Here is a 19,928-nt window from a genome sequence, read left to right on the forward strand (position 1 = left end):
CGGCAACGTCCTGACCAGCAGGAACATCACCGCCTGGACACACGCCCGTCCAGGCGGCTTTCGGCGTTCCCGCAGGTCAAACCCCAGATTCCGTGTCCAGCACCAACATCAGCTGCGGAAGCCGGGTTGGCGCCGGTTGGGGTTATACCAGCACTGTTCCCGGCACCGACCAAATGAACGAGGTGGAGCCGATGCGCACCTGAGCCAAAGGCTTGCCGGGGGTATCGGTGTCCCGCGAGGTGCCCACCGCTAGCATCGGCAGGCCGATTAGATGGGCCGTGAGGCAGCCGACCAACCGCAGTGTCCCGTCGTCCGCGCTGAACCGGTGGCGGGGAAGGCGCCTCGACACACCAGACCAGCAGGCATGGTGCCAGAGCCAGAAACTCTCAGCCCGCGGATTGAAAGTCTCGCCTGAGAATGTGTAGGTCGGTGACAGCCGAGGTCGTCACAGGTGGCGACGGGGAGACCAACTCCTGCTGAACCGGTAGCTCGACACGCGACGTCAACCGGGTGATTGATCTCGCTGGTCGTGCCCATCAGGCTGCCCCCCGTATCGAGTGCGGGAGGTGGGGTCCGATGATCCGACATCGTCTGTGTAATGGTGCACACATCGCGTGCGCACAGCTGTCCTCAGCAGCGAGAACGTAGCTGTCAGCGGATACAGAATGCGGTAGGAACGGACCAGCGGGTTCGACGAGAAGTGGCCGTGTACGTCAGCGACGCGCAGCATCCCGTAACGCTGGGAGCCGTCGGCGTGCTCGTCGGCTTCGGCTTCGGACTGGTCTGCGGTGTATGGCTGGTAGCGGACCTGGCGGGTTGACGCGACAACCCGGCTCGAGGAATCGGAGCGTGCGTTCCTCCTGCTGTGCGGCTTTGTCGGGCCCCGGGGTGATCGTGGCCATGGGGTTCTTCGCTGCGCGGTTCTGATCACCTAGCCTTTCCACCACGTCCCGAGGGGGGTAGCTGGCTCGGTGCCGTCGTGATTGCGCCATACAGCTGGCCACCCCCGAGCGAACTCGTTGGCGATACGCCACGCCAGGTCCCTGCACCCAGGTGAGTCGCCGATCCTCATCGCAAGTCGGTACTGCGGGGGGCCGCCGAGCCACTCTGCTGCTTCGTCGAGGAGCTGGCGCGGCATCGAAGGGAGGTCGTCGGTGCCGTCTGCTACGCCGACGACGTCCGTGACGTCAGGGCCGACGTCGATGGTCCAGTCATGGCCGGAGGGTCCCTGCAGTGCCTCGAATTGGTTCAGAAGCCATGCGATCTGCTCAGGTGAGACTTGGGCGTTCGAGAAGACGCTCACCGTGGTCGGCACGTTTCGACCGTACGTAGCAACCCTTGGGATCGCAGTATGGGGCTGGCTCGGGTAGGTAGCGGTGGACGACGGGCACCCACCGCTACCTACTGGCTCAGTTGGCGGCCTGGTACGCCTCAATAACCGACTTCGGGATGCGCCCGCGGTCGCTTACCTGGTGCCCGTTCTGCCGAGCCCACTCGCGGATCGCGTGAGTCTGTTCGCGGTTAGAGCGAGCGGGCGTCTCGGTCATCGGCGCCTGACCCCGAGTGCGGCCTCGCCCACCCGAACGTCCGCCGGCCTTGCGACCGTGTTCGATGAAGGGGGCCAGGGCGTCGTGAAGCTTGTCGGTGTTCTCGTCCGACAGGTCGATCTCGTAAGAGCGGTTGTCGAGGGCGAAGGTCACCGTGCCCACCGCCTCTGAGCCGTCGATGTCGTCGATGAACCTCACGGTCGTCTGTTGTGCCATGTGCACTTCCATCCATGTTGGAGGGGGTTGATGGAGTCACGGCTGATTGTCAGGACAATGGGTAGAGAGCGCAACTTTCCCGCCAAGAAGTGGCTGAGAGAGTGCGCTCGGTGACGGATGCAACCGTGCGGTCACCCACCTGGGGCTCCGCTTGTCGCCGCTGGAACACTTCGCGACGTGGACGTGCTTGCCGTTACCAGCGTCATTGTCGCAGGGGTCGCGGCCGCATCGACCGGCATCAACGCCTTCTACAGCACCCGGCGGACCGCCAAGACGGCCCGGGAAGGCCGAGCCGAGCAACGTGCAGCTGACGGGTACCTGAAGGTCTTGAGCCTGGCCGAACGGGAAGCGCGGTGGCTGGACTGGCCCGCTCCGCGGCCGGCTCCTGCTCCACCTACCCCAGAACTGGCCCTGGGAGGCCGGGCTTGACGAGCTGTTGCGGATCGCCCCGCATGATCCGCTGCCGAACCCAGCCTGACCAGACGATGCGCACCTCCCAACGCTGCCCTGGTCATCCTTAGGTGTTGCAATTGATGTTGACTGCGCATAACCGTGAGGATCTTGGGCATCACGGACGTGGCGGCCGAGCCCGGCCGTCGACCTCCTCCTCACCAGGGACTCCTTCATGACCATGTCAGACCCCGCTGCCACCACGCACCGCGACAGTCATCGGCGGGCCGCGACCACCGGCCTCGCCGTTGCCGGCGCCGGGATCGTCGTGTTCAACATCGCCCCCTTCCTGAACTGGGTTGACCCGAGCGGCGACGCCAGCACCCGCACCGGCTACGAGACCGACTCGCTGGTGCCCTTCATCGCCTATCTGGGTCTGGGCCTGCTGGCCGCCATGGCCTACGCGAACAAGCGCGCCCACCGCGGTCAGCACCGCGGGCTCACGCTGGTCTCCATGGCCGTCGGCATCGCCGCCACCATCCAGTGCCTCGCGTTCGCGCTCAACCCGATGGGTGGCCTCGAGCGCGGCGACGACCTCCAGACGCAGATCGGTGTGTACGTCGCCGTGCTCGGCGCGGCCGTCTGGGCGATCGGGTCCTTCCTCCTGGCCAAGGACATCGAAGGCGACGACGACCACGATCACACCACCGGCTACGGCGCTCAAGCCACCCGGTAACCAGACCCGCGCTCAGGCCTCATCAAGGCCGGCTGTCTCTGAGAAGAGCAGCCGGCCTTGGGCTCCCGACGGCAAGATCAGCACCAACTATCTCCACCAGGACGGCAGCAAGTACGTCCCCAGGTGCGACCTGTTCACCTGGTCTGACCTGAGCCTCCAGGGCACCCTCCAGCCCACCGCTCCACCGGAGGGGGAGCGTCATCAGCCAGTCGCGACCGCCATAACGCCGCTCACCCCTAGCTCGGCCCGGCGGCTACGGCGAGTCCACCGACGAACAGCGACCCGTGCTGTGCTTACCGTCGGCGGTGGGCACACGCACGGTGGCGGTGACTGGGCCGACGGCGCCGATGGCCGCGACCGCGGTCACCCAACCCCGCGGTCAGCGGTGATGTTGCAGTCGCGTGGGTGGTGCTGGACGGGGGCTGGTGGTGTGGCGGGCCGCGAGCGGGGCGAGGGCGGCAACCGCCACAACCGATGGAATGGCCCCGCCGCGGGCGCCGTCTATGACGCCGTGACGAAGCAGCCGACCCTGCGCGTGCTCGCCGCGCTCCCGCTGACCGACCATGACGATCCTGTCGACGAACGGAACCTGGAGGCGCCCGGGATGCTGCTGGCCCGCCATGTGCTGCGTGAGATCGACAACGCGCATGACGGCAGCGAGCAGCTGCCCCACCGCGCGCACCTGCACCCCGTCCGCTGACCTACCGGCTACGTCCAAGCCCCTCGAACAGGCGAGCCAGCGGGCGTGGCCGCGGAGGACGCCACACCGGGGAGGAACGGCTAGGGTGCCAGGTCGAGCCGTGCCGGCGGTCGTGGCACCGACGCAGACAACTGGCTGTCGGCGGTGAAGTGGGGGCAGCCGCCACCGTGTGGGGTGAACGCCGCGCCGGTCTCGGCGGTGATGACCGGGAAGAACCGCTGCGCCTCAGGCGACTGGCTGGTGGTGGTCCAGGTTTGATCGGGGCCGTCGCGCCAAGCGCGGCGCACCAGCCGGCGCCCGAGCCCTTGGCGCTGGTACTCCACCGCGATGCTGATCTTGTTGATCCGTCCGCGGCGGCAGTCGTCGCAGACCTGCCACACCAGCTCCGCGACGTCGAGCCAGTCGGTGTCGCAGACGGTCAACCGTCGGTTCCACACCGGAGAAGGTGGTGGCCGGTAGAGGAACCGGACGTCGTGGGCTCGGGTTCGCCACCGGGCCAGCGCCCACCCGGTCCGGTCCATGTCCGTCGGTCGTCGCACCATCCCTTCCTCTCGTCCCCCTCGTTCCTGGTCGGTGTTCTGCCCGGCGGTGGATGCGTCAGCGGGTTCGGGGCGGCTTCCAGGTGGTGTCGCGGCGGGCCAGCTCGTACACCGCCGCCGCGGCCTCGGTATCGAGCACCGCCGGCAGGGCGCGCAATGCCTCGATCAACGTCGAGGTCATCACCACCGTCACTCCCGACGGCCAGGCGTCCACCATCAGCCGGCCGTCGACGATGACCACCAATGGCCGCACCGGCACCCGCCCGGCCAGCTCCGGCCGCCCGGCACCCAGCGCATGCTGCAGGAACCCGGCAACGCGCTGGGCTTCGCGGCGGGCCTTTGGCACGTAGTCGGTCCGGTGGCGGCCCCTCGGGGCGGCGGGACGCTTCACCCTGCCGCCGTACGACGTCTGGCCACGGCCGGCGAGGCTCGCCGTCACGGGCGGCCGCTTGTGGCCGTCACGTAGTGACGCGAGCGCAGCGAGCGCCCTTGACGGGGAGACCGGCCGTGGTACGCCGAGGGCCGACCGGGCCCCGCCGCAGGCGGGTCATCTGCCGTTTCTCGACCCGCCCGGCCCTGCGGGCAGACCCACTCATTGCGGCGCCGGTGGCCCGGTGACCTGCTCGGGTGCTGTGATTCGTCGGTCTGTGGTGTCACCCTGTGGGCATGGAGGTGACGGAGTCGCTGCTCGCGCGCGTCCCGGTCGGCAACCTCCGGGTGCCGCGGGCGGAGTTCGGCGCGCTGTGGATCGAGGCGGAGCGCCTCAACGACGAGCAGACCGGCTCTCCCGACGCGGACTGGTACCCGGCCGCCGTCGCGGTGACCTGCCGGTGGCTGGCCGGTGCAATGGCGCAGGACGGGACGGGGCGGCGGACGCTGGCGCCGTCGCCGGTGACCCGTCGGCGGGTGCGGGCCTACGAGGAGCTGATCGAGGCGGAGTACCTGGCGGCGGAGCAGCTCGACGTCCGCCGGCCGGACCTTGTCGAGCACCGGCCCGGGTGGTGCGAGGGCATCCGGGCGACGCTGAGGTGGGCGTGGCGGCGCGCGGGTCCCCGGCCGATGGCCGTGATCGTCGCGCGCTGAGCCGCCGAGTCCGGGTCACCGGCTCGGCTCGCTGGGGTCGAACTCGAGCACGCTCTCGTCGACGGCCGCCTGTTCGTTGACGGTGTGGTCGTCGTCGTGCCAACGGCCGAGTTGCGCGGAGCGCTCGTGGTCGGCGGCGTGCTGGTCGGCCTCGTCGCGGGCAGCGATCTCGGCGAGAGACCGTCGCGCGCGGGTGACCGAGCCGGACACCTCGTCGGCCGAGGGCACGCGCACGACGTCCTCCTCAGCCTGCCGCGGCTCGGCGACCGCGACCTCTCGCAGTTCGGCGGCCGTCGGGTCGGCGCCCACCGCTGGGTCGACCATCGCCCGGTCCTGGTCGCCGTTGTGCGTGACGTCGTCAGCGGTGATCTCGCGGGTGTGCTCGTCGGCGGTGACGGCGGCGCGGTGGGCGGCGAGCCATTCCTCGGCGGTGACGACGGGCTCGGGTTCGGCGTCGTTGGCGTGGCGTTCGGCGAGCAGGGCTTCGGCGTCCTCGGCGGCGGCGCGGGTGCCGGCCGTGTGGGCGAGCCAGGCGGCGCGGGCGTCGTCGAGCTGCTGGAGCTGGGCAGCGCGGTGGTCGAGTGCGTCGGCCAGGGCCGCGGCCTCGGCCGCCTCCCGGTGCAGCCGGACGCGCTCAGCGCAGTCGGTCCCGGTATCGGCCTCGGCGCGTCGCAGGGCGGCGGTCTGGCGGTGGTGGGCGGCGGCCTGGTGGGTGTCGGCGAGTTCGTGGCCGACGTAGCGGGGTCCCCAGGCCTGCTCGCGCTGCCAGCCGCGGACGCGCATGCGGAGCTGGCCGTCGGACAGCTGGTGGGTGGCCTGGTCGACCTCCGGGCGGCCGAGCACCCGCCACGCGGCCCGGTAGGCCGCGTACTGCTCGACCTGCCCGGCCTTCGGCGCGGCACCGAGGGCTTCGGCCGGGTCGTCGTGGCCGCGCAGCTCCCGGTAGGCCGCGACGACACCGGCGCGCTCCTCCCAGCTGTCGCGCTCGGTCCGGTCGTCCGGCACCGGGCCGAGGGCCTCGACCGCCCACCCGGGTGCGTCGGCGGCGGCGGCGCGGCCCAGCTCGGCGGCCCGGTGGTCGGCGGCGGCGGCGAGTGCGGTGAGGTAGTCGTTCCAATCCGGGTTGTCGATGCGCGGCGTCCACTCGGCGTAGGTGGAGCCGACGGGGTCGAAGCGGCGGGTGCCGCCGTCGGTGATGCGCGCGGAGAGCACGTGGGCGAGGTTCTTCGCTCCGGTCAGCGATCCGTGGGTGACGGCGTCGGCAAGGGTCTGGTGGGGGTCGTGGCCGGCCAGCTCCGCGCAGCGCAGCGTCCGGGCCAGCGCGGGGGCGCCGTCCTCGGCGGCGAGGCGGGCGCGCTGGTCGGCGGTGAGCACGCCCGTAGCGGTGAGCTGGTCGAGCCACACCGCGGTCCGTTCGGTCGCGGCGAGCTGGGCGGCGTCGGCGAGTAGCTCGGCTGCGGTCCGCACGCTGCCGGCCTCCTCGGCGGACTCGGTGGCGATCGCCAGCGCGGAGCGCGTGCCGACGGGTTCGTCGGTATTGAGCAGGCCGGCGAGCACGGCAACGGGGTCGCGGTGGAGCTGGTGGCGCTCGGAGCCCTGCGCGGGGTCGTCCACCTGCGAGACGGTGGCGACGTGGGCGGTGTTGGCGCCGCGGCCGCGAGACAGTCCGACGTAGAGGGCCGCTAGCGACGTCCCCGAGGTGATCACCGCGTGCGACGAGTCGACCGTCTGCCCCTGGACGGCGTGCACGGTCGAGGCGTAGGCCAGGGCGAGGTGCCCGGCGACATAGGAGGCGGGCAGCACCAATCGCTCACCCAGTCCGGGCACCGCTCCGTCGGGGCGGGGGCCGAGGACGGGGGCGACGTCGAGACCGCCGTCGTCGCGGATGCTGGTGACCTGGTAGGTCTCGCGGTTGATCGGGCCGCGCCGATTGCCGTCGACCCCGGCGAGGTCCCAGCCGTTGAAGCGGGCCTGGACGAGGTCGCCGACCCCGGCCACGGTGCCCTGCGAGGCGAGCGGGATGCCGTCGTCGGCGACCCGGCCGAGGCGGACCAGCTCGGCGCGCAGCTGCGCGGACAGGCGGGCGGCCTGGTCGTTGGTGTCGACGAGCAGCAGCGATCGGCGCCCGGCGAGGATGTCACCGAGCCAGGCGCGGGCGGCGGACTGCTCGGCCTGCTCGCGGGTGCCGGCGTCGAGCAGGCGACCGTGCTGGTGGTAGGTGCGCAGCACGTCAGTGTCGCCGGCGCGCAGCCGCAGCGACGCCGCCCGTTCCCAGTCGTGGGTGAACCGGCGGGCTTCGGTGAGCTCGTAGCGGTTCCCGGCGGCGGCGAGCAGGTCCATGGCGCCGCCGGCGCCGACCGCAGCCAACTGCTTGTGGTCTCCGACGAGTAGCAGCTTCGCCCCTGCCGCGTCGACGTAGCGGTGGATCTGGGCGAGGGCGGTGGTGTCGGTCATGGCGGATTCGTCGACCACGACGAGGTCTCCGGCGTGCAGCCGCCACGCCTCGTCCCCCTCGATCGGCTGCGGGAGCCCGGCGCCGGGGCCGGCGGCGAGCCGGTCCTGGGTGGCGAGCCAGCGGGTGACGTTGCGGGCGGTCAGGCCCTCCTCGGTGAGGACCTTGGTCGCGATCTGGGAGGTGGCCAACCCGAACACCCGCCGCGGCACCCCGCCGGGGGGTGATCCGTCCGGGGCGGGATCGCCGCCGGGGTGGGTCCAGCCGCGGGCGATGGCGCCGACGACGAACGACTTGCCGGTCCCGGCCGGCCCAACCAGGGACTCGACGCGGGCACCGGAGGTGAGCACCCCGCGGACAGCGGCGGCTTGGTCGACGCCCAGCTCGATCCCTGCGCTGCGCAGGCCGTCGAGGAACCGGGCCGCGACCGGGTGCGGCAGCGCCGCCGCGCCCCCGCCAGCAGTCGCGGCGACCAACACCCGTTCGGTATGGATGTGGTCGTCGGTCGCGTACAGCGTCGAACCGGGGCTGACGTAGGCGGAATCGTCGTTGTTCAGCCGCAGCTCGGCCGGCAGCAGCGCATCGCCGGGGCGGGCATGGTCCAGCGACCGGACGCAGGCGATGGCCTCGTCGGTGAGCGTGTCGAGCAGCCGGGCGACGTCGGCACCGTCGGGCAGCCCGAGGTAGTCCGGGAGCGCCGCGTTGATCTCCGCGGCCAGGTCGGCGCGGGTCCACCCGGACTTGCGCTGCTGCACCTGCGCGAGCGCCAGCTCGATCACCGCCCGCGGGGACCATTCCTGCACGGTCGGGCCGTCCCCGCGGGCGGCCAGCGCCATCTGCGCGACGCCGGCCAGGCCGCCATTGATGTCGGCGCGGATCCGCGCGTCGATCCGGTCGAGCAGCTCCTCGCGGGTCTCCCCGGTGTGCGACTTCGCGCAGCGGGTCAGCAACGTGGCCTGCTGCATCAGTCGTTCGCGTTGCAACCCGTTCGGGGCGCGGCCGTACCGGGTCTCGAACGCGGCGACCAGCTCCTCGGCCTTCGCGGTGAGCGTCCGGCGGCGGCTGGAAATCAGGTCCATTGCCTCCTGGGCGACGCCGACAACCTCGCGGGCCTTGCCGTCCGGGCGCGTCGCGAGCAGCACCCCGATTGCGGGGGTGAGCCGCTCCGCGGTCGTGCGCTCGGCGACCGCCGCCGCAGCGGGGCGCCATCGGTACAGGCTGCGCCCGTCGAGGGTGCGCCACTGTCCGTCCGGGCCCTGGACACGGTTGAGCAGGCCGTTGTGGATGTGCAGGTGCGGGTCGTGGTTACGGGAGTCGTGCTGGAAGAACGACGCCACGACCCAGTCGTGGGCGTCGGCATAGCGACCGTCGGCGCCGCCGTGGTGTCCGACGCGGGTGTAGCCGGCGTGCTCGGCGAGGTAGGTCAGGCCGGCGTTGTTGCCCGCCCAGATCGCGTCCTCCACGGCCTGGCGGAACTGCGCCCACGCAACAGCGGTCTCCTCGTCGCCCGCGGTGCGGGCGGCGACCTCCTGGGCCTCGAACGCGGTGTGCAGCAGCGTCACCGACTTCTGGACGTTGAACGTGACGTCGAAGAACGCCACGTTGTGCCGCGCCGCCTTCCCCGCCTCGGTACGGAGTTCAACCCGGCGTTCAGGCGTGGCGTACGGTTCCCGTTCAACCGCGGCTGCGTACAACTCGTCCTCGGACAGGTACTTGCGGCCGGTGTGGCCGAGGGTCGTGACCTCGTCCCACCGCTGCGGGTCCTTGAACCCCTCCGCGCGCGGGTCGAGGAACCGCTCGTACACCGCCCGCATGTCCTGCGCGTCGACCAGCCCGCGCAGCCCCAACTGCTCGGCGCCGGCGCCCCACCACCGCCCCGGCGGCTCGCCGGCGGCGACCGCGCCCGTGTAGTAGTTCTCCCGCCCGGTCGCGACCTCCTTGAGCAGGTACTCCGGGCTGTAGCCACGGGTGATCCTCAACACCACGGCGACCACCCCGCCGTCGAAACGATCTTGTGGAGATCAACAGCGGGACCGCCCACGCGCGGCGGCGCGTCCAGCCGCCCGAAGGGCGGCCCCCACCCTCGGATCGTGATGCAACGGTGTGAGTCCTTTGATCTTGTGGCTCTTGTTCTTGGTTCTTCGCTCGTGTTGGTGCTTCTGGAGTAGTGCTCGGTCGTGTTGGTGGTTCTGCTCGTGATGCTCGGCTCGGTGCTGTGGTCAGTGCTCGCGTTGTCATCGGTCGGGCTGGTGTGGCTCATGGCTGGGTCCTCTGGTCGGGGGTGTCGTGGACCAGGTGCAGCGGCGCGGGGTGCGCTCGGAGGGCCTTGAGGGCCGCTGCGGCGGTGCCGCGAGACACCGCGGCGAGCGCCTCAAGCTCGGTCACCGTGGGCAGGGAGCCGTGACGCCCGGCGTGCCGCACCGCGGCCGCCCGCGCCCGGTCCCGCGGCGCCGGATCGGCCGCGGCGGTCAACGGCTGTTCAACAGGCTGGGCGAAGTGTTCAACCGGTCCGTCCGCAACCGGGTCAGACGCTGACTCTGGAGTGCTCGGGAGCGGGTCGACCGGCTCGGACCGGAGAGGGTTGTACGGGCTCGGTTGTACGGCGGCCGAAGTGTTCAGCCCGGGTTGAACACCGGGTTGTACAGCTGTACGCGCCGCCGTCGCGGCCGCCGACAGCCGGTCGAAGAGGTCACCGTCTGTGTCCGGCGACGTCGCTCCGCCGGAGCGAGAGGCGTCGTTCCCGACTTCCTCGGACGGGTCGGTGTCGTCCGCGGTGTGCGTCGGTGGTTCGGCGGCGAGGAGGTAGAGCAGGTGCGCGACGACGGCCGCGGCGACGGCGGGCCAGGCGCCGACGCCGAACCGCAAACCTGGAGGCGCGTGGAGGGTGGCACCGCTGGCGAGATAGGAAGCCTGCGCGAGCCCGGACAAGCCGGCGGCGAGGACGACCACCGTCCAGGCGTAGCGGCGGGCGGAGCCGGCAAGCCGGGCGGTCGCCGTATAGGCAACCAGGGCAAGCCCGTCGGTCATCAGCGGGTAGAGCCAGGCGATCCCGGACGGGACCTGGGCGGCGACGGCGACCTCGAACAGGCCGTGCGCGGTCGCGGCCGCGGGACCGAGGGCCACGGCCAGACCGGGTAGCCAGATCGCGGCGCGTACCCACCGCGAACCGGGCGAGGGTGGGGCCGGAGAGGACCCGGCCGCGTTGCCGACGGCCATCACGACCAGCCGTCGCCATCGGCGCGGCCCGGCTCGACGTCGGCGCTGTTGTGGTCGTCCTCATGCCAGCGGCTGAGCTGGTCGCGGCGAGTGGTGTCGACGGCCTCGTCCTCGGTGAGCGCGGCGGCCGCGGCCGGCAGCCCGGTCGCTGACGTCGCCCGTGCGCTTGACCGGTCTTCGCGGACCAGCGGGTTGGGCGTCCCGTGCGGGGGCATTGCGGCGATCTCGTGGTCGATGTGCGGGCCGTCCATCGCGGTGTGCCCGCCGGGGTAGTCCAGCTCGGTGGCCAGCTCGAGCCGAGTGATCCCGGCCGTCTCCGCGGTGGCGATAGCGGTGCGGGCCTGGGCGGCGAACATGGCGGCGGCCTGTCGGTCGCCGGCTTCGATGGCGCAGTCGCGGGCAGCCACCGCCCAGCTGGCGTCGACGATCCGCGCCTCGACATCTGGCGGCAGGTCGCGCAGGCAGTTCGGGAATGCACCCCCGCGGTCGTCGTCGCCGGGCGCCGGCCCGTCGCTGTGCTGACCGGTCATGATGCCGTCCTTCCGCTGTGGCGTGCCCCGTTCCCGCCGGAGCCGTGCGGGGCGGGTCGGGTGGCGGGTTCGGGGGCGGGCTGGTCACGGTGAGCGCCCCACCAGTCGGCGATAGCCCGTAGTTGGTCGACGCCGGGGACGGTCGGAGCGGCCGAGGGGCGCCGGGTCCAGCCGGCCCGGGTTTGGTGGTTCTCGAACGAGCACGACCCCGCGCTCTGCCGGATGCGGCGGACGACACCGGGGCGTTGCCGGTCGTGCCAGTCCCCCACCAGCGCGACCGCCGCGGAGGGGCCTTGGTAGGCGGCGGCCCAGGCGTGCATCAACCACAGCAGTTCCTCGACCACGTCGGGGTGCCAGCACCAGCACTCCGGCAGATGATCCGCCCCGTCCGGGTAGCGCAGGTAGATCGCGGCCAGCCAGCCGGTGAGCTCCTCGAGCACCCGAACAGCGAGGTCCGGATCGTCCGGGGCGAGCAGCCACGATGGACACGGGGCTGCGGTGCGTCGGGCGGTGAGCGCGGCGACCGCGGTGGTCAGATCGGTGGCCAGCCGGGTCAGGTCGTCGACTCGGGCGGGCAGGGCGAGCAGCGGGTCCAGGGTGCGGCGCAGGGTGTCGACCTCCCGCGCGAGGCCCGCTACCGCCCCGGGTGCTTCCGGCTCGTTGCCTGCGCTGTCTCCGCAGCCGGGGACGGGGGGAACGTTCGGCGTCATCGGGGGCCTCGCCAGCGGTGGCGAGTTTCGTTGAGGGCGCCGCTGATGGCGTGGGAGGCCTGCCGTGATGTGACCAGATAGGCGGTGCGCTCGGCCGCGATCTCGGCGGCCAGCCGGGCGGCGATCACCACCGGCTCCCGCTCGGCCAAGCACGCCAGCACATACAGCGCCACCGACGCACTCCGAGTCGCATCGTCCGCGGCGACCCACTCCGGGGTGCCGAGCACCGGCACCGCCGTCGTCGCCAAGTCGTGGCCGGGTTCGGCCGCGAGGATCCACGGATCGAGGTAGGCGGCGATCGCGTCGAGGTCGCGGTCGATCAACCACGGCGGCCGGACCGCCTTCTCTCCACCGCATGGGACGGCACTCATCAGATCCGCCCCCCGACCTCACCGTCGCCGCCAGCCGGGTCGTCACCATTGGGATCCGGGGCGGGCAGGGCGGTGTCGGCGAACCAGTCGGCGGGGATCTCCCACCCGTCCTCCCCTGGCACCGGCACCCCCACCGGCGAAGGCTCTGTCGCGGCGGCGTCGAGCGCCGCCGCCTCGGCCGCCCGGGCGGCGAGCACGGCAGCGTGCTGGTGGGTGCGGACGTCGCGGCGCCGCCACGCCGGCTGCACCCGCCCGACCACTGGGGCCAGGCCGCGGCGGATGACCAGAACCTTCCCGGCCGGGAGGTTCGCGATCTGCGCCGGCGCCAACACCGGCACCTTCCGCACCGTCCGCGTCGCACCCCGCCCATGCAGATCATGCGAGGTGACAGGCTCGTCGCGGTCCCCGGTCAGGGTGGACCAGAACTGCAGATCGTCGCGATCCCGGGTGCCGCCGAACACCATCACCGCAGAGGTGTTGTTCAGAATCGTCGCCGCCGCGTGCTCCCCCCACCGAGCCAGCACCTGCGCCCTCGACTGGAACGCGGCCAGGATCGTCACCCCGCGCCCGCCCATATCCGCCGTCCACGAGTCCAGCGGCACCGGGCTGACGAGCGCGGCCTCATCCAGCACCAAGGTCAGGTTCGGGTCCAGCCGGCCACCCGGCTGCAAAGCGGCCAGCCGTCGGGCCTCCCGCGCGATATGGCCGGTCAGCGCGCAGACGAGGGGGGCGGCCTGTGTCTCCTCGGCGCCGAGCAGGAACACCGTGGCCCGCAGCTCGAGGAGCCGGGCCACGTCGAATCCCTCCCCTAGCTCGCCGCCCTGCCAGCTGTCCCAGGTCATGCGCTCGGCTGCGGCCGCCGCGGCCGGGCTGGTGAGCCAGCCGAGAGCGGGCATGATCGTCGAGGTGATGGAGGTGCGGGTCCGTTCATTTGTCTGCACGAACTGCAGCGCGTCCTGCTCGAACGCCGGATCCGCCGCCAGCCGCAGCAGCACCGGCACCTCGCGCTGGGCCCGTTCCGGGTCGGCCACCCAGCCCTGCACGTCGCGCATGTGCCGTCCGCCCAATGCCGCGGCGTGCAGCAGCGCGGCCAAAACCCGCCGGGCCTGGGCGTCCCAGAACTCCCGATCGCCACTACCGCCCCGGCTGGCGCTGCGGGTGGTGGCGGCGAGCATGTCGGTGGCCCGCTCGATCGCCACCACCGCATCCGCGCAGCCGGTCAGCGGGTCGAACGTCACCGTCGACGCCACATCGGCCAGACCGACCGCGTTGAACACGAACACCGGCCCCCGCGCCTGCCGCAGCGGAGCGCACAGCTCGAGCAGATCCGTCCGGGTGCTGGTGACCAGGACGGCGCCGGGGGCGTCGAGGACCCGCCCGGCCAGCCACTGGGTCTTGCCGGTGCGGGGGCCGCCGAACACGACGGTGACGTCCTCGATCGACGACCACACCGACAGCAGCCCGACCCGGCACAACCGCACCCCCACCTCGACCGCGGGCAGCCGCCACCACTCCCACCGCGACAAATCAGCCAGCGACGGGCGGACGATCCGGGCGCGGCGCTTCACCGCCACCGCCGATCCGATGCGGGCGATGTCCAGGGTGGAGGCGACCCCGGACTTGCGGCGGACCCGCGACCCCCACCGCGACACCGTCGAGGCGCTCCGGCTCCAGCGATGCCACCCCCACACCGCCACCAACACGGCGGCCACCACGAGGATCGGCCACGGCAGCGCCTTGGCAAGGGTGACCGCGGGCAGCGTCGCGACCAGCCCGAGCACGGTCGTCATCGCCCACGACCCGCGGCGCCACGCCAGCATCGCCGCGCCGACCAGCACCGCCAGGATCGCCACCGTCGACGTGCTCACCGCGCACCCCCGACCCCGGTAATGCCAGCGCTGTCAGCGCTGCGCTCGAGAGCGGCGGACGGCCCGGTGACCGGTCCGGCAGCTGCCACGCTGTCGTCGCGGTGGTCGCCGCGGCTGGGAGAGCTGGTGTCGTCGGTGCCGATGTGGCCGATCGCCGTCCAGAACCGGTTCGCCCAGTCCGCCGCCGCCTCGACGCAGCGGTGCATCTGCTGCAGCGCGGTGACCGCGACCTGCAGCCGCTCGGCCGGGTCGACCTGCCGGGTGTCGTCATACAACTCAAAACCCTGCGCCTGCTGCGCCTGGTCGTAGCCGGCGACCTGCCGCTCCAGCACCCCCGTCAGGTCCTCGAACGCGTACAGGGTGCCGACCATGAGCCCGGCCAGGGCGTAGAAGTCGGCGTGGTCCGCGACGGCCCAGCGCTGCAGCCGGACCACGTCCTCCCACGCCGCTACCCCGGCCTCGCCGCGGGCGATCGCTTCCGGCCCGGTCGGCAGGTCCCGCGACGACGCCGTCATTGGCGCCGCTGTGGCTGCGTCGGGCCTCGGCGCGTCAACTGCGTCCGCCCGGAGGTCCTGCTCCCCAGGCTGACTCTGGTCGTGTGTGTGCTGGGTGTTCATCTAGTCTCGGTGTCCTTCCGGTGCTCGTGTCCCTGTCCGGTCGTGATGTGCCGTGAAGATCCGGAGGGGAGCTCGGTGGCCGCCGCGCTCCCCTCCCCCGCCTCCCCTGCCCGCCGTTCCCGAGCCGGGGCAGCTGGCGTGATCGCGGAGACCTGGCCGGTTGTCCGGGTCCTGCCGGCCGGTGCGGGTGGTGGCGACCCAGCGGTGGACGGTGCGCTCGCTGACCCCGCACGCCTGAGCCACCTGCGGAGTCGGGCAGCCCGCGGCCAGCAGGACCCGGCCGACCGCGGACCGCTGCCGGCCCGTCCAGCCGCGGCCCGGCCCGTCGGCCAGCGCTTCGGCCGCCTCCGCTGGTAGCCCGTCCCGCTCGGCCGTCGGCCGGATAGAGGTGTTGTGGGTGCGCAGACGGCGGCGTTCGTTCTCGGTCAGGCCGCCGGCGATCCCGTACGGGATCCGGGTCAGCGCCTCGGCCAGGCACTCCGCCCGCACCGGGCAGCCCGCGCACACCGCCTTCGCCGCGGCCACCTGCACCGCCCGGACCGGGCCGCGCTCCGCAGCGGGGAAGAACAACTCCGGATCCACACCCCGGCACGCCGCCCGCGCCCGCCACCCCCGGCGCGGGCCCGCCCGGCCCCGCGGCGGCTCGCTTGCGTACTCCGCTGTCATGCTTAACTCCTCCTCTTCGTTAGTGCTGCTTGTTGTTGTCGTGCTGGTCCTGGCGCGACCTGGGTTCGAGTGGGTCGGCCCGGCCCGCAGGGGCGGCGGGACGCTTCACCCCCGCCGCCGCACGGCGTGAAGGCACGGCCGGCGAGGCTCGCGGTCCAGGGCAGCCCGCCAGGGCTGTCGCGCAGCGACGCGAAGCGCCCTTGACCGGGAGACCGGCCGTGCTACGCCGAGGGCCGACCCCGCCCGCCGCGGGTGGGATCCAATGTGCTGTCTCGGCCCGCGCGGCCCTGAGCGCACACGCCCTGTTCCAGAAGGTCGGGCTTCAGCCGACAGGTCCGGAGTCGTCCCCGGAGTCCGGCGCACGGGCGGGCTCGCGCTCGGTCAGCGCCGGGGTCGCCGCCCCATCCACCGATGAGACGAAACCTGACACCGCCTCCGGCAACGCCCGCCCCGCCGGGGTGGACACGAACAACACCAGTGCGATCAGCGCGAACACGACCGCCCCACCCGCCACCCGCGCCTTCGCACAGATCACCGACCCGAGAATCGCGAACAAGATCAAGGCGCCGACGCTCTGCATCACCCACCACCAACGCTGACCAGGGCTATTGAGGGGTGCACGTCCGCAGAGCGGGCGACGTGGCTCTCCATCTGCTGAGGCTCGGTCGGCTTCTCCCGCGCCGCGCTCCCGGCCCACCGCGCCGCGTTCGCTCGGGCACCCGCCTCCGCTGCTAGGGCAGCCCGCCACACCAGCCGCAAGGTCGCCAACTCGTACAACTGCGACCACGCCAACGCCTCGAGCTCAAAGACCTCTGCCAACCGCGCCGCCCGGTCGCTGGCGAGTTCGTCGGCGAGCAACTCGTCGCGTACATCAGCGAGGCGCTCCACTACCTCGTCGAGGTGCTCGAAGACACCGCTCACCGGGCCACCTGCTCCGGGACCCAGCCAGCAGCGTCGACGACGGTTTGGTCGGCGATCGCGGCGTCCGCCATCGCCTCGATGGCACTAGCAGGCACGATGAGCCGACCGCGAACCTTGATTGCGGGGAACTCCCCTGCGGCGATAGCCCGGTAGACCGTCATCGTTGACATGCCAAACATCCGCGCGACCTGCGAGACGCTGTAGAACCGCGGCGCCGCGTCGACCGCTCGCGCCTTTCGCATAGCACGCCCGGGGGTCAACTTGCCGCTGTAGTGCTCCTGCGACTCCATCCGTCTCGACCTCCGTCGAGTCCGCGCACCCGACCATTCGGGTCCGTCGACTCCCTACTCTCGACAGATCGAATGGACTTCCACACCACACGACGGAACTTCTTGAGACGTCCTTGCTATGGTGAGTCGTCCTCAGAAGTCCCTGCGGAGGTGCCGTGCCTACGAACGAACGGCTCCGAGATTCACTCAATCGTGCTGGTATCAGCACAGACGACATCGCCAGGAAGCTCGACGTTGACCCCAAGACGGTCGGGCTGCGTCCACGGACGTGGTGGATGGGGGCGGCCACCTCGTGTCCTTCGAGATGACACGTTAAGCGCTGATCGCGGTTGTCGGCACCACCTCCTGCGGTGCGGACGGGGCCGTGGCTTGTCGGGCTTTGGCGAGGATCTCCACGCCCATGTAGCGGCGTTGCTCGGCCCATTCGTCGGTCTGCTCGGCCAGGACCGCCCCGACCAGCCGGATGACGGCGGTGCGGTCGGGGAAGATCCCGACGACGTCGGTGCGGCGGCGGATCTCCTTGTTCAATCGTTCCTGGGGGTTGTTCGACCAGATCTGGCGCCACACCTCTCGGGGGAACACCGTGAACGCCAGCAGGTCCGCCCGGGCGGCGTCGAGGTGCTCGGCGGCGTGCGGGAACTTCTCGGCCAGGGCGTCGACGACCCGGTCGAACTGGGCGTGGACCTGCGCGGCGTCGGGCTGGTCGAAGATCGTGCGCAACAGCGTCAGCACCCACGGCTGCGCCGATTTCGGCACCCGGCTGGCCAGATTCCTCGCGTAATGGGTTCTGCATCGCTGCCAGCCAGCGCCGGGCAGGGTCGCCTCCACCGCCGCCACGAGTCCGGGGTGGGCATCCGAGATCGCCAAAGCCACCCCGGACAGCCCGCGCGCGACCAGGGCGCGCAGGAACGCCAGCCAGCCGGCCCCGTCCTCACCCGACACCACGTCCAGCCCGAGGACCTCGCGTTGCCCGTCGGCGGTGACCCCGACCGCGATCAGGGCGTGCACGATCACCGTGCGGCCGTGTTCTCGGACCTTCTGGGTCAGCGCATCCAGCCACAGGAACGTGTAGGGCCCGGCGTCGAGCGGGCGGGACCGGAACGCCTCGACCTGGACATCGAGGCTCTTGGCCATCTCACTGACCTGGCTTTTCGACAGCTGAGTGATCCCGAGCTGGGCGACGAGTTTCTCCACCCGCCGCGTAGACACCCCAAGCAGATACGAGGTGGCCACGACCGAGACCAGGGCCTGCTCGGCCCGTCGGCGGCGCTGCAGCAGCCAGTCCGGGAAGTAGCTACCCGATCGCAGTTTCGGGATCGCCAGCTCGACGCTGCCCACCCGGGTGTCCCAGTCCCGCGATCGGTAGCCGTTGCGGGAGTTCACTCGCTCGTCGCTGCGTTCGCGGTAGCCGGCGCCGCACACCGTGTCGGCCTCGGCCGACATGAGTGTCTCGGCGAACTGTTTGACCATCGACCGGAGCAGATCCGGGCTCGCCGCGGCGAGCCGCTCGTCCAACCAGCCCGACACATCGTTCACACTGTTCGACGCGGCCATCGCGTCTCCTCCCTCGAGAACCGAAGCACTCGAAGGATCACGCGGTGGCCGTACCCATCCCCGACGCCACGCCGCCCATCAGCGACGACGTCGTACACCATCTCAGTGGACGCAGCCGACGGTCGAGCGGTGGGTCACCCAGGGTCGCGCGCCTTACCGCAGGCACCGCTGCCGAGTCGCCGCGCTCCTGCACGAGACGGAGCGGTACCTTTGGCCCGAAGCTCTCGATCGGCAGGGCGCCGCAGCGGTCGACGAATCCGAGCTGGTCAAGCTCTACCCCCATCGCAACGACGTCCCGCACGAACTGTGGAGCCGTCTGCTCACCTCGGCGACCGCGAGGGTCGACGTCCTCGTGTACGTCGGGATGTTCCTGACAGAGGACCCGGCCTTCATCCCAGCCCTACGCGCGAAGGCCGCGGCTGGCGCCCGGGTTCGGCTCCTCTATGGCGACCCGACCAGCCGCGAGGTCATCCGACGTAGCACAGACGAGGGCATCGGCAAGATGGCGATCTCGGCGAAGATCCGCAACGCGCTCGCGCTCGTCCGCCAGCTCGACGGCGAGCCGGGTGTCGAGATTCGCTGCCACGCCACCACGCTCTACAACTCGATCTACCGCTACGACGACGAGATGATCGTCAACTCGCACGTCCTCGGCATCACCGCTCCGCACGCGCCGGCGATGCACCTGCGCCGGCTCTCAGCAGGCGACCTGTTCGGGACGTACGTTCAGAGCTTCGATCGCGTCTGGGACACGGCCAAGCCACCGAAGTGGTAGCAAGGGCGGGTGCCCAAGACTGACTACCTCGACGACCCGTCAGCGCCGAAGGCCAACAGCCTGGTCGTCGGCGTGACCGCGTTCGTTCAGGACGACGCTGGCCGCGTGCTGCTCATCGAGCGCGGCGACAACGGTCTGTGGGCGCTGCCGGGCGGCGGCCAGGAGGTGGGCGAGTCCACACCTGCTGCTGCCGTGCGAGAGACGCTGGAAGAGACCGGTGTAGAGGTTGAAATCACTGGCCTCGTCGGCATCTACTCGCACCCCGGGCACGTCATCGCCTACGACGATGGCGAGGTGCGGCAGGAGTTCTCGATCTGCCTAAGGGCGCGGCCTGTGTCGGGTGAGCTGGCGACGAGCGACGAGTCGACGCAAGTGCACTGGGTCGAACCGGCCGCGTTGGACGGCCTCGCCATGCACCCCAGGATGCGCGTACGGGTCGACGACGGGCTGCGAGCCGACCCTCAGCCGTACTTGGGCTGAGGTATCCCGGCGGCCGTGTAGCGCTCGATTGTTCGCTCGACGGCACCGAGCAGCTCGGGGCGCGCGAGGTCGATGAACTGGCCGACGATGCTGTCCGGGCCGTACCGGCTCTGGATCTCAGCGAGCCGCTCGTCGACTGCCACCCGCTGGCCGTCCGGTCCAGTGACCATGTCGCAGTACCAGAGGGCATCCCGCACCGGTGTCTCCTCATCCGGGAATTCCGCGAAGTCGTCGGCGAAGCCTCGAAGCTCAGCCTCCTTCACGGCA

The 19,928-nt window shown here is 71.5% G+C and carries 22 protein-coding genes and 1 pseudogene; 5 read left to right on the forward strand and 18 right to left on the reverse strand.

Features of this window, described 5'->3' with window-relative positions:
• Positions 1–931: 931 nt before the first annotated feature.
• Both RM445_RS25585 and RM445_RS25590 read right to left on the reverse strand, forming a co-directional pair.
• Entirely contained in the window at positions 932–1,315 is a 384-nt protein-coding gene (locus RM445_RS25585) for a hypothetical protein (protein WP_311559406.1), read from the reverse strand.
• A 94-nt stretch (positions 1,316–1,409) separates the two neighbouring features.
• Complete coding sequence (locus tag RM445_RS25590; RefSeq protein ID WP_311559407.1) at positions 1,410–1,763, reverse strand: histone-like nucleoid-structuring protein Lsr2; 354 nt, start codon at positions 1,761–1,763, stop codon at positions 1,410–1,412.
• A gap of 625 nt (positions 1,764–2,388) precedes the next feature.
• Here RM445_RS25590 and RM445_RS25595 point away from each other — a divergent pair.
• Together RM445_RS25595 and RM445_RS25600 are read left to right on the forward strand one after the other, a co-directional pair.
• Complete coding sequence (locus RM445_RS25595; protein ID WP_311559408.1) at positions 2,389–2,889, forward strand: hypothetical protein; 501 nt, start codon at positions 2,389–2,391, stop codon at positions 2,887–2,889.
• 430 nt (positions 2,890–3,319) lie between these two features.
• The gene (locus tag RM445_RS25600; protein ID WP_311559409.1) at positions 3,320–3,589 is read left to right on the forward strand and encodes a hypothetical protein; all 270 of its coding nucleotides are present in this window, start codon (positions 3,320–3,322) and stop codon (positions 3,587–3,589) included.
• An 80-nt stretch (positions 3,590–3,669) separates the two neighbouring features.
• On the opposite strand, the gene RM445_RS25605 is transcribed toward RM445_RS25600, so the two are convergent.
• Positions 3,670–4,131, reverse strand: a complete 462-nt coding sequence (locus RM445_RS25605) for a GNAT family N-acetyltransferase (protein WP_311559411.1) — start codon at positions 4,129–4,131, stop codon at positions 3,670–3,672.
• 55 nt (positions 4,132–4,186) lie between these two features.
• Positions 4,187–4,519: a hypothetical protein gene (locus RM445_RS25610; protein WP_311559412.1), complete on the reverse strand. Its 333-nt coding sequence runs from the start codon at positions 4,517–4,519 to the stop codon at positions 4,187–4,189.
• A gap of 275 nt (positions 4,520–4,794) precedes the next feature.
• Between RM445_RS25610 and RM445_RS25615 the strand changes: the two genes are divergently transcribed.
• Positions 4,795–5,211, forward strand: coding sequence for a hypothetical protein (locus tag RM445_RS25615; RefSeq protein WP_311559413.1), 417 nt, complete (start codon positions 4,795–4,797; stop codon positions 5,209–5,211).
• 15 nt (positions 5,212–5,226) lie between these two features.
• Here the strand turns inward: RM445_RS25615 and mobF are convergent, their stop codons facing one another.
• The 13 genes and pseudogenes from mobF to RM445_RS25680 form a co-directional block, all read right to left on the reverse strand.
• Entirely contained in the window at positions 5,227–9,648 is a 4,422-nt protein-coding gene (gene mobF / locus RM445_RS25620) for a MobF family relaxase (RefSeq protein ID WP_311559414.1), read from the reverse strand.
• A 271-nt stretch (positions 9,649–9,919) separates the two neighbouring features.
• A complete protein-coding gene (locus RM445_RS25625; protein WP_311559415.1) occupies positions 9,920–10,786 on the reverse strand; it encodes a hypothetical protein in 867 nt (288 codons plus the stop codon).
• Positions 10,787–10,878: 92 nt separating this feature from the next.
• Positions 10,879–11,409 carry a hypothetical protein gene (locus RM445_RS25630; RefSeq protein ID WP_311559416.1) on the reverse strand — a complete coding sequence of 177 codons (531 nt, stop codon included), beginning with the start codon at positions 11,407–11,409 and terminating at the stop codon, positions 10,879–10,881.
• Positions 11,406–12,119, reverse strand: a complete 714-nt coding sequence (locus tag RM445_RS25635; RefSeq protein WP_311559417.1) for a hypothetical protein — start codon at positions 12,117–12,119, stop codon at positions 11,406–11,408. The genes RM445_RS25630 and RM445_RS25635 overlap by 4 nt, the downstream gene beginning before the upstream one ends.
• The gene (locus RM445_RS25640) at positions 12,116–12,490 is read right to left on the reverse strand and encodes a hypothetical protein (protein WP_311559418.1); all 375 of its coding nucleotides are present in this window, start codon (positions 12,488–12,490) and stop codon (positions 12,116–12,118) included. The genes RM445_RS25635 and RM445_RS25640 overlap by 4 nt, the downstream gene beginning before the upstream one ends.
• Positions 12,490–14,358: a type IV secretory system conjugative DNA transfer family protein gene (locus RM445_RS25645; RefSeq protein ID WP_311559419.1), complete on the reverse strand. Its 1,869-nt coding sequence runs from the start codon at positions 14,356–14,358 to the stop codon at positions 12,490–12,492. Before RM445_RS25645 ends, RM445_RS25640 begins: the two co-directional genes overlap by 1 nt.
• Positions 14,355–14,873 (reverse strand): hypothetical protein, encoded by a 519-nt coding sequence (locus RM445_RS25650; protein ID WP_311559420.1) that lies wholly within the window; start codon positions 14,871–14,873, stop codon positions 14,355–14,357. Before RM445_RS25650 ends, RM445_RS25645 begins: the two co-directional genes overlap by 4 nt.
• Positions 14,874–14,975: 102 nt before the next feature.
• The gene (locus tag RM445_RS25655; RefSeq protein ID WP_311559469.1) at positions 14,976–15,404 is read right to left on the reverse strand and encodes a helix-turn-helix domain-containing protein; all 429 of its coding nucleotides are present in this window, start codon (positions 15,402–15,404) and stop codon (positions 14,976–14,978) included.
• Positions 15,378–15,641 (reverse strand): annotated as a pseudogene (locus RM445_RS25660) (WhiB family transcriptional regulator); the annotation flags it as partial. The gene RM445_RS25655 and the pseudogene RM445_RS25660, both read right to left, overlap by 27 nt.
• Before the next feature lie 322 nt (positions 15,642–15,963).
• Positions 15,964–16,203, reverse strand: a complete 240-nt coding sequence (locus RM445_RS25665) for a hypothetical protein (RefSeq protein ID WP_311559421.1) — start codon at positions 16,201–16,203, stop codon at positions 15,964–15,966.
• 17 nt (positions 16,204–16,220) lie between these two features.
• Positions 16,221–16,562, reverse strand: coding sequence for a hypothetical protein (locus RM445_RS25670; protein ID WP_311559422.1), 342 nt, complete (start codon positions 16,560–16,562; stop codon positions 16,221–16,223).
• Positions 16,559–16,852, reverse strand: coding sequence for a helix-turn-helix domain-containing protein (locus RM445_RS25675; protein ID WP_311559424.1), 294 nt, complete (start codon positions 16,850–16,852; stop codon positions 16,559–16,561). The genes RM445_RS25670 and RM445_RS25675 overlap by 4 nt, the downstream gene beginning before the upstream one ends.
• 312 nt (positions 16,853–17,164) lie before the next feature.
• Entirely contained in the window at positions 17,165–18,406 is a 1,242-nt protein-coding gene (locus RM445_RS25680; RefSeq protein ID WP_311559426.1) for an IS256 family transposase, read from the reverse strand.
• A gap of 364 nt (positions 18,407–18,770) precedes the next feature.
• Here RM445_RS25680 and RM445_RS25685 point away from each other — a divergent pair, with 364 nt between their 5' ends.
• Both RM445_RS25685 and RM445_RS25690 read left to right on the forward strand, forming a co-directional pair.
• Positions 18,771–19,181, forward strand: coding sequence for a DUF5919 domain-containing protein (locus RM445_RS25685; RefSeq protein WP_311559427.1), 411 nt, complete (start codon positions 18,771–18,773; stop codon positions 19,179–19,181).
• A gap of 9 nt (positions 19,182–19,190) precedes the next feature.
• Positions 19,191–19,661 carry an NUDIX domain-containing protein gene (locus RM445_RS25690; RefSeq protein WP_311559428.1) on the forward strand — a complete coding sequence of 157 codons (471 nt, stop codon included), beginning with the start codon at positions 19,191–19,193 and terminating at the stop codon, positions 19,659–19,661.
• Here RM445_RS25690 and RM445_RS25695 read toward each other — a convergent pair.
• Positions 19,643–19,924 (reverse strand): hypothetical protein, encoded by a 282-nt coding sequence (locus tag RM445_RS25695; protein WP_311559474.1) that lies wholly within the window; start codon positions 19,922–19,924, stop codon positions 19,643–19,645. The two genes, RM445_RS25690 and RM445_RS25695, sit on opposite strands and share 19 nt — an antisense overlap.
• Positions 19,925–19,928 lie beyond the last annotated feature (4 nt).

Origin of the sequence: Pseudonocardia charpentierae, assembly GCF_031845345.1 — a bacterium.
Classification (GTDB): Bacteria; Actinomycetota; Actinomycetes; order Mycobacteriales; family Pseudonocardiaceae; genus Pseudonocardia; species Pseudonocardia charpentierae.

Excerpts from the sequence above, each read along its gene's own strand:
- RM445_RS25595 (WP_311559408.1), top strand. The coding sequence starts at position 2,389 with ATGACCATGTCAGACCCCGCTGCCACCACGCACCGCGACAGTCATCGG.
- RM445_RS25590 (WP_311559407.1), bottom strand. The coding sequence starts at position 1,763 with ATGGCACAACAGACGACCGTGAGGTTCATCGACGACATCGACGGCTCA.
- RM445_RS25630 (WP_311559416.1), bottom strand. The coding sequence starts at position 11,409 with ATGACCGGTCAGCACAGCGACGGGCCGGCGCCCGGCGACGACGACCGC.
- RM445_RS25615 (WP_311559413.1), top strand. The coding sequence starts at position 4,795 with ATGGAGGTGACGGAGTCGCTGCTCGCGCGCGTCCCGGTCGGCAACCTC.
- RM445_RS25675 (WP_311559424.1), bottom strand. The coding sequence starts at position 16,852 with ATGGAGTCGCAGGAGCACTACAGCGGCAAGTTGACCCCCGGGCGTGCT.
- RM445_RS25685 (WP_311559427.1), top strand. The coding sequence starts at position 18,771 with ATGTTCCTGACAGAGGACCCGGCCTTCATCCCAGCCCTACGCGCGAAG.
- RM445_RS25640 (WP_311559418.1), bottom strand. The coding sequence starts at position 12,490 with ATGAGTGCCGTCCCATGCGGTGGAGAGAAGGCGGTCCGGCCGCCGTGG.
- RM445_RS25605 (WP_311559411.1), bottom strand. The coding sequence starts at position 4,131 with ATGGTGCGACGACCGACGGACATGGACCGGACCGGGTGGGCGCTGGCC.
- RM445_RS25635 (WP_311559417.1), bottom strand. The coding sequence starts at position 12,119 with ATGACGCCGAACGTTCCCCCCGTCCCCGGCTGCGGAGACAGCGCAGGC.
- RM445_RS25680 (WP_311559426.1), bottom strand. The coding sequence starts at position 18,406 with ATGGCCGCGTCGAACAGTGTGAACGATGTGTCGGGCTGGTTGGACGAG.
- RM445_RS25650 (WP_311559420.1), bottom strand. The coding sequence starts at position 14,873 with ATGACGGCGTCGTCGCGGGACCTGCCGACCGGGCCGGAAGCGATCGCC.